At 75.8% G+C, this 6493-nt stretch carries 4 protein-coding genes; all 4 read right to left on the bottom strand.

Features of this window, described 5'->3' with window-relative positions:
• On the bottom strand, positions 1 to 624 hold a 624-nt coding region (locus AB0M52_RS28465; RefSeq protein WP_363959987.1), incomplete at its 3' end, for an alpha/beta fold hydrolase.
• A complete protein-coding gene (locus AB0M52_RS28470; protein ID WP_363959990.1) occupies positions 621 to 1853 on the bottom strand; it encodes a Gfo/Idh/MocA family oxidoreductase in 1233 nt (410 codons plus the stop codon). The genes AB0M52_RS28470 and AB0M52_RS28465, both read right to left, overlap by 4 nt.
• Positions 1850 to 2923 carry a saccharopine dehydrogenase NADP-binding domain-containing protein gene (locus AB0M52_RS28475; RefSeq protein WP_363959993.1) on the bottom strand — a complete coding sequence of 358 codons (1074 nt, stop codon included), beginning with the start codon at positions 2921 to 2923 and terminating at the stop codon, positions 1850 to 1852. The genes AB0M52_RS28470 and AB0M52_RS28475 overlap by 4 nt, the downstream gene beginning before the upstream one ends.
• Positions 2920 to 6493, bottom strand: a 3574-nt coding sequence (locus AB0M52_RS28480) for an amino acid adenylation domain-containing protein (RefSeq protein WP_363959996.1), incomplete at its 5' end; no start/stop codon positions are given. The genes AB0M52_RS28475 and AB0M52_RS28480, both read right to left, overlap by 4 nt.

Below are 6493 nucleotides of genomic sequence, written 5' to 3' on the forward strand. Positions count from 1 at the left end.
GTCCACGGCCGCCTCGGTGTCCACGTCGCCGACGAGCGCCGAGATCGGCGTGGCCAACGGCTCCCCCTCGACCGGCCGGTAGCTCTCGATCAGCCGGTAGTCCGCCCGCAGTGTCGGCAGCAAAGCCGCCCGTAGCTGCGGGTTGTCCAGCGCCGCCGGGTCGGTGCCGTTCAGTCTGCGCAGCTCCGCCCAGAGGTCGTCGTCCGGGCCGAGGTGCTTGCTGCCCGGCCGGTGGTGGCGCGGCGCGGGCCGCCCGGAGACGAACAGGTGGGCCAGTGGCCCGTCGTGCCGCCGCTCCAACCGGCGGGCCACCTCGTACGCCACCGCCGCGCCCATGCTGTGGCCGAACAGGGCCACCGGCAGGTCCCGCCGGGGGGCGAGCACCTCGGCGATCATGTCGGCCAGCACGTCCATGGAGGTCACCGGCGGTTCGCCGATGCGGTCCAGCCGGCCCGGGTACTGCACCGCCAGCAGTTCGATGCCGTCCGGCAGCTCGGTCGCCCAGCTCCGGTAGAACGGCGCGCTGCCGGTGGCGTGCGGGAAGCAGACCAGCCGTACCGTGGCGGTGGGTCGGGGGCGGTAACAGCGCAGCCAGCGCCGGGCCGTGGCGTCGACCCCGCTCACCCGGCCACCCCCACGGCGTTGGCCACGGACGCGCCCGGCCCGGACGCCGCCGGACCACCAGACACGACGGCCACCGCCGGGTCGTCGGACGCGCCCGACGGGTCGGCCGCCGCGGTGTCGCCGGCGGCCGCCAGGGCCGCCAGGTCGTCGGCTCCGAGCATCCGGGGCGGCTCGGCACTGACCAGCTCCGGCGGGCCGAGGATCGCGGTCAGTTCCTGCCACAGCTGGCACAACGTCAGGTGGTACTGGCCCTGCCGCAGCGGGTCCTCGCCCCGCTCGACGGTGTCCCGCAGCGTCCACAGTGCCCGGCGTACGCCCTGCGGCCAGGTGGTGCCGAACACCGTGTCGTAGTGCGGCACCTCGGTCGGGCCGAGGGTGACCGCGCTGGGGGTGCTGGTGTCGCGCAGGCCGGCGAAGTGCGGGTCGGCACCGATCCCGGCGACCTCCCGGGGGAAGTCGGGCCGGGCCGTCCACACCGTCGGGCCGTGCGTGCCGACCAGGGTGAGGTTGCCCGCCTCGGTGCCGATCGTGATCCGGTGCATCAGGTGGGCGTAGTTGTCGGGGTCGGCCGGGTCCATCTGGTTCTGCACCCGCAGGGTGACCGGCACCCCGGCCAGGACCCCGTCCAGGCTGCGGAACGGCAGGTCGAGACTGGTCGCCGTGGTGACCGTGGCGGGCAGCGCCGGCAGCTCGGTGAACCGCCACGGCCGTACCCCGCCGAGCGCCTGGCCGAGCAGGTCCAGCAGCGAGTACGCCAACTGGAAACCGCACGCCACGTCGAGGTAGCGGGGCGGCTGGCGGCGCAGCAGTTCGCCGGCCGCGCCGAGGAACCGGCGGACCGGGGTGATGTGCCGGTAGAACGGGTTGAGCTGGTACACCACCTTGTGCCGGCGGGCCTGCCGCAGGCAGCGGGCCAGCTCGTCGTGGTGCAGCGGGTGTTCCTGGAGCACGTGCAGGCCGCGCGCCATCAGCTCCATCGCCAACTCGGAGCCCCGGCCGCCGAGCAGGCCGCCGCGGATCACCACGCAGGCGATGTCGATGTCGTCGGGCAGTTGGTCCACCGCCGTGTAGAGCGGCACCCCGTAGTGCGCGGCACAGGCGCGGGAGCGGTCGCTGCCCCCGGCGAGGACGCCGGCGAGCTGGAAGCTCGGGTCCGCGTTGCGGAAGGACTCCAGGTAGACCTGGCCGAAGCGGGTGCCGCAGACGACCACCCGGGTGGGTCGGTTCAAAGCACGTCCTCCTCGTAGCGGTCGGCGGCGGGGGCGTCCGCCACGACGGCGGCGAGCAGCACCGCCGGCGCCGCCGTCAGCTCGTCGAAGGTGGCGACCGGGTCGAGCACCTCGGCGGCGTGCCACACGCCCGGGGGCACCGCGCCGGCCAGCACGGCCCGGGCCGTCACCGCGGCCACCGTGCCGGTGAGGTCGCTGGCACCGGTGCCACGGACCACCGCCGTCCGTTCGCCGCCCGGCCCGTCCAGGGTGACCACCAGGCTCTGGTACGGGCGGTGCCCGAACAGGTCCAGCTCGGCGGCCCGGCACAGCCGCTCGGCGGCCCGGCGGTGGCCGCCGTCGTCGGGTGCGGGTCCGGCGCGCAGCGCCGCCAGCACCCGCTGCCCGGCGAAGACCGAGTACCAGTCGACCTGCCGCAGGCCGAGCGCGGCGGCGACCCGGGCCGCCTCCGTGCTCAGGTACGGCTGCGCGGTGACCGGCTCGGCGAAGAACGGCACCGCCAGGTCGGTGACCGGGCTGAGCGCGCCGGGCACCACCCGGCCGTCCCGCCAGGCCGCCGAGGGCCAGCCGAAGCTGTCGTCGGCGGCGACGTAGTCCACGGCGGCGGTCAGGGTGAACCGGTCCCGCCCACCGACGTACCCGGTCAGCCGCTCACCGTCGGGCAGTTGCGCGGCGAGCAGCCGGGGCAGCAGCCCGGACAGGCCGGGCATCATCCCGGCGGACACCACCGCGACCCGCGCGGCGTCGCCGGTGGCCGCCGCGATCGCCGCGTACAGCGCGTCGTCGCCGGCCGCGTCCACGTAGTCCGCGCCGGCCACGGTGGCCGCCCGGGCGACCGTGTCGGCCAGGTCGATCGCCGGACCGGCGCAGTTGAGCACCACCCGGGCGCCGGCGCAGAACCGGGCCAGGTCGGCCGGGTCCCGGGCGTCCACGACGACCGGTTCGACCCCCGCGACGTCCGGGGGACGCCGGGCGCCGGCCCGCAGCGGACCGACGTGCCACGAGCGCAGCAGCTCCAGCGCGGCCCGGCCCACCGCGCCGGAGGCGCCGAGCACGGCGACAGCGGTCACCGGGCCGGCTCCGGGTCGGCGGCGGTCAGCGCCGGCCCGGCCGCCTCCGCCAGCACTGTCCGGTGGTCCCCGTCGACGTCGACGGTGCGCAGGTCACCCAGGCACAGGTCGGCCCAGAACTCCAGCCCCTCGGCGTCGTACGGCACCTCGCCGGTGGGCCGCAGCACGGTCAGGTCGCCGGCGTACAGGGTCGGCTCGTGCCGGACCGTCGCCGCCAGGCGGGCGGCGAAATCCTCGTCGGGTGCCCCGCCGCCGGTCTCGACCCGGTACGCCGTCACGGCGTCACCGGCGGTGGCCGGCCGCCACGGTGACACCAGGACCAGGGTCTCGACCTGCCCACCGGCCTCGGTCAGCGACCGGGCCACCTCCAGGGCGAGGGTCGCGCCGAGGCCGTGCCCGACCAGCCGGACCGCCGGATGACCGGCGGCGGCGATCAGCCGGGCCTGCTCGGCGGCGACCCGGGGCAGGTCGTCGGCGGCGCCGGCGGCGGCCAGCCCGAGGACGGGACCGGTCGCCGCGAGGTGCGGCACCAGCGGCGCGTACCCGTCGACCGTGCCGGCACAGCCCGGCACCAGCACCCACGGGGTACCCGGAGCCTCGTGCAACACGGTCAGCCCGCCCGCGCGGGGCACCGATTCGGCGGCCGGCGACGCGGCGGCCGGTGCCGCCGACTCCGCCTCGATGTGCCCGGCGAGCGCGGCCACGGTGGGCTGCTCCAGCACCTGGCGCAGCAACTGGTCGAAGAAGAGGCCGGCCGCCTGCGGGATCTCCTCCAGGATCCGGCCGGTGATCTGCGCCGCGACCAGGGAGTCACCGCCGAGTTCGAACAGGTTCTCGTCCCGGCCGACCCGGGGCACCCGCAGCGCCTCGGCCCACACCGCCGCGATCCGGCGTTCCAGGTCGCTGCTCGCGGCGCTGGACGCGGTGGCCGCCGTCGTCCCCCGTGCCGGCAGCCGGCGTCGCAGCGCCGCCCGGTCCACCTTGCCGTTGGCGTTGAGCGGGAAGCCGTCGACGATCTGCACCACCGCCGGGACCATGTACTCCGGCAGCCGCTGCCGCAGGTGCCCGGTGACGTCCTCCCGCGAGATCCGTACCCGGTCGGTCTTGAACCGGGCGGCCAGCACGCACATGCCCAGCTCGGCGATGAAACCGTCCGGTTCGGGCAGGCACAGCGGCTCCGCCGCACCCGCCCCGGCCAGCACGTCCAGCCAGGACCGGCGGTCGAGGAAGACCTGCTCGGTGCCCCGGCGCAGGTCGGTGAAGTCGGCGGTGGCCTCGTCCACCCGGACCAGCAGCTCCAGCGAGGTCATGATCTGGTGGTGGTCGCGGGTCATCTCGCAGGCCACCAGCCAGCCCTGCGGGGCGAGCACCCCGCGCAGCCGCTCCAGCGTCCGGCCCACGTCGGCGCTGGCGTGCAGCACGTCGCCGGCCACCACCACGTCGACGGAGTTCGCCGCCAGGCCCTGCGCGACCAGGTCCTGGTCGATGTCGACCGCCCCCAGGCGCAGGCCGGGCCGCTCACCGAAGCGGGTCCGCAGCTCGTTGACGAAGAACGGGGACAGGTCGGTGGCGAGGTAGTCCACCTCGTGGCCGTCCAGCGCGGCGAGCACCGCGGCGGTGGTGCCCCCGGCACCCGCACCGATCTCCAGCACCCGCAGCGCACCCGGCTCGATCCGCTGTTCGGCGATCCGCCGCACCAGGGCGGCCGCCGCCTCGTTGGCCCACCGGTTGAACAGGGTCCGCTCGTAGAGCCCCTGCGAGACGTCCACCCGGCCCTGCGGGAACAGCAGCGCCAGCGGGTCGTCCTCGCCGCGCAGCAGCGCAGGCAGCTGGGCGGTGCTGCTCCGGAAGTAGTCCAGCAGCTCCCGGTCCTCGGCGTCGGCGAGCTGCTGGACGGTCCGCCACTGCTCGGCGGTGTCGGCCGCCGCACCCGCCGCGGTCAGCCCGTACCGGCCGGCGTCGTCGCGGTCGAGCAGGCCGGCGCCGGTGAGCGCGCGCAGCCACCGCCGCACCAGCCGGTGGTGGCGGGGCGCGACCCGGGCGGCGTCGAGGATCTCCGCCAGCGTGTGCCGCGACCCGTCGGCGGCGAACAGGCCCGCCGCGCGGAACGCGTCGACCATCGCCGGCAGCGCCACGTCGTCCAGCCGGTGGGCGTACGCCAGATAGCGCTCGCGGTCGACGCCGGTGAGCGAGCCGTCGGCGTCGGCGCAGGCCGCCGCCCCGAGCTGCCGCGCGGTCGCCGTGTCGTGTTCCGCCTGTGTCGCGGTCACCGCCCGGCTGGCCGGCTCGACGAACGCGGCCAGCCGCCGCTCCAGCGGGGTGTCCCCGTCGACCACCACGGCCGCGCCGGCCACCCCCGGGTGCGCGCCCAGCGCCGACTCGATTTCGGCCAGCTCGATCCGGTACCCCCGGATCTTCACCTGGAGATCCTCCCGGCCGAGGAACTCGATGGTGCCGTCGGGCAGGTACCGGCCGACGTCGCCGGTGCGGTACAGCACCTCGCCGGTCTCCGGGTGCACGACGAACCGCTCGGCGGTGCGCTCGCGGTCGTTCAGGTAGCCCAACGCCAGCCCGGCGCCACCGATGTACAGCTCGCCGGTGACCAGGTCCGGACGCGGGCGCAACGCCGCGTCGAAGACGTGGAAGCTCTGGTTGGTCAGCGGGCGGCCGTACGGGATGCTGCGCCAGGTCGGGTCGACCTGCTCCACCGGGTACCAGATCGACCAGATCGACGCCTCGGTCGCCCCGCCCAGGCTGACCACCCGCAGCCCGGGCACCCGGGCCCGGATCTGGTCGGGCAGCGCCACCGGGATCCAGTCGCCGGAGAGCATCGCCAGCCGCAGCCCGCCGGCCGGCGTCGCCGGGGCGGCGACCAGGTAGTCGTGCAGCATCTGCAACTGGGCGGGCACCGAGTTCCACACCGTCACCGCGTGCGTGGTGACCAGCTCCGCCCAGTGCGACGGGTCGCCACGGCGCCCCGGGTCGGGCAGCACCACCGCGCCGCCGACGGACAGCGGGCCGAAGATGTCGTACACCGACAGGTCGAAGCCGAGGTTGGACAGGCCGAGCACCCGGTCGTCGGGGCCGACGTCGAACCGCCCGTTGATGTCGAGCACGGTGTTCAACGCGCCCCGGTGATTGATCATGACGCCCTTGGGCGTGCCGGTGGAGCCGGAGGTGTGGATGACGTACGCCAGCTCCTCCGGGTCGCCGGAGCCGTCGACCGGGTGCGGCTCCCCTTCCGGCAGCGTGTCGACCGCGAGCGGCCGCAGCCCGTCGGCCCAACCGTCCGGGTCGACCCAGGACTGGGTCAGCGCGCAGCGGATGCCGGCGTTCTCCAGGATGGTCCGCCGCCGCGCGGCCGGCTGCGAGGTGTCCACCGGCACGTATACGCAGCCGGCGAGCAGCGCGCCGAGCACCGCGACGACCTGCTCCCAGCCCCGGTCCATGACCACCGCGACCAGTTCCTGCCGGCGGCAGCCGGCGGCGGTCAGCGCCTCGGCCACCCCGGCCGCCCGGCCCAGCAGCTCGGCGTAGCTCAGCGTACGGTCGGCGGCGATGACGGCCGGC

The organism is Micromonospora sp. NPDC051296 (genome assembly GCF_040682255.1).
Taxonomy (GTDB): domain Bacteria; phylum Actinomycetota; class Actinomycetes; order Mycobacteriales; family Micromonosporaceae; genus Micromonospora; species Micromonospora craterilacus.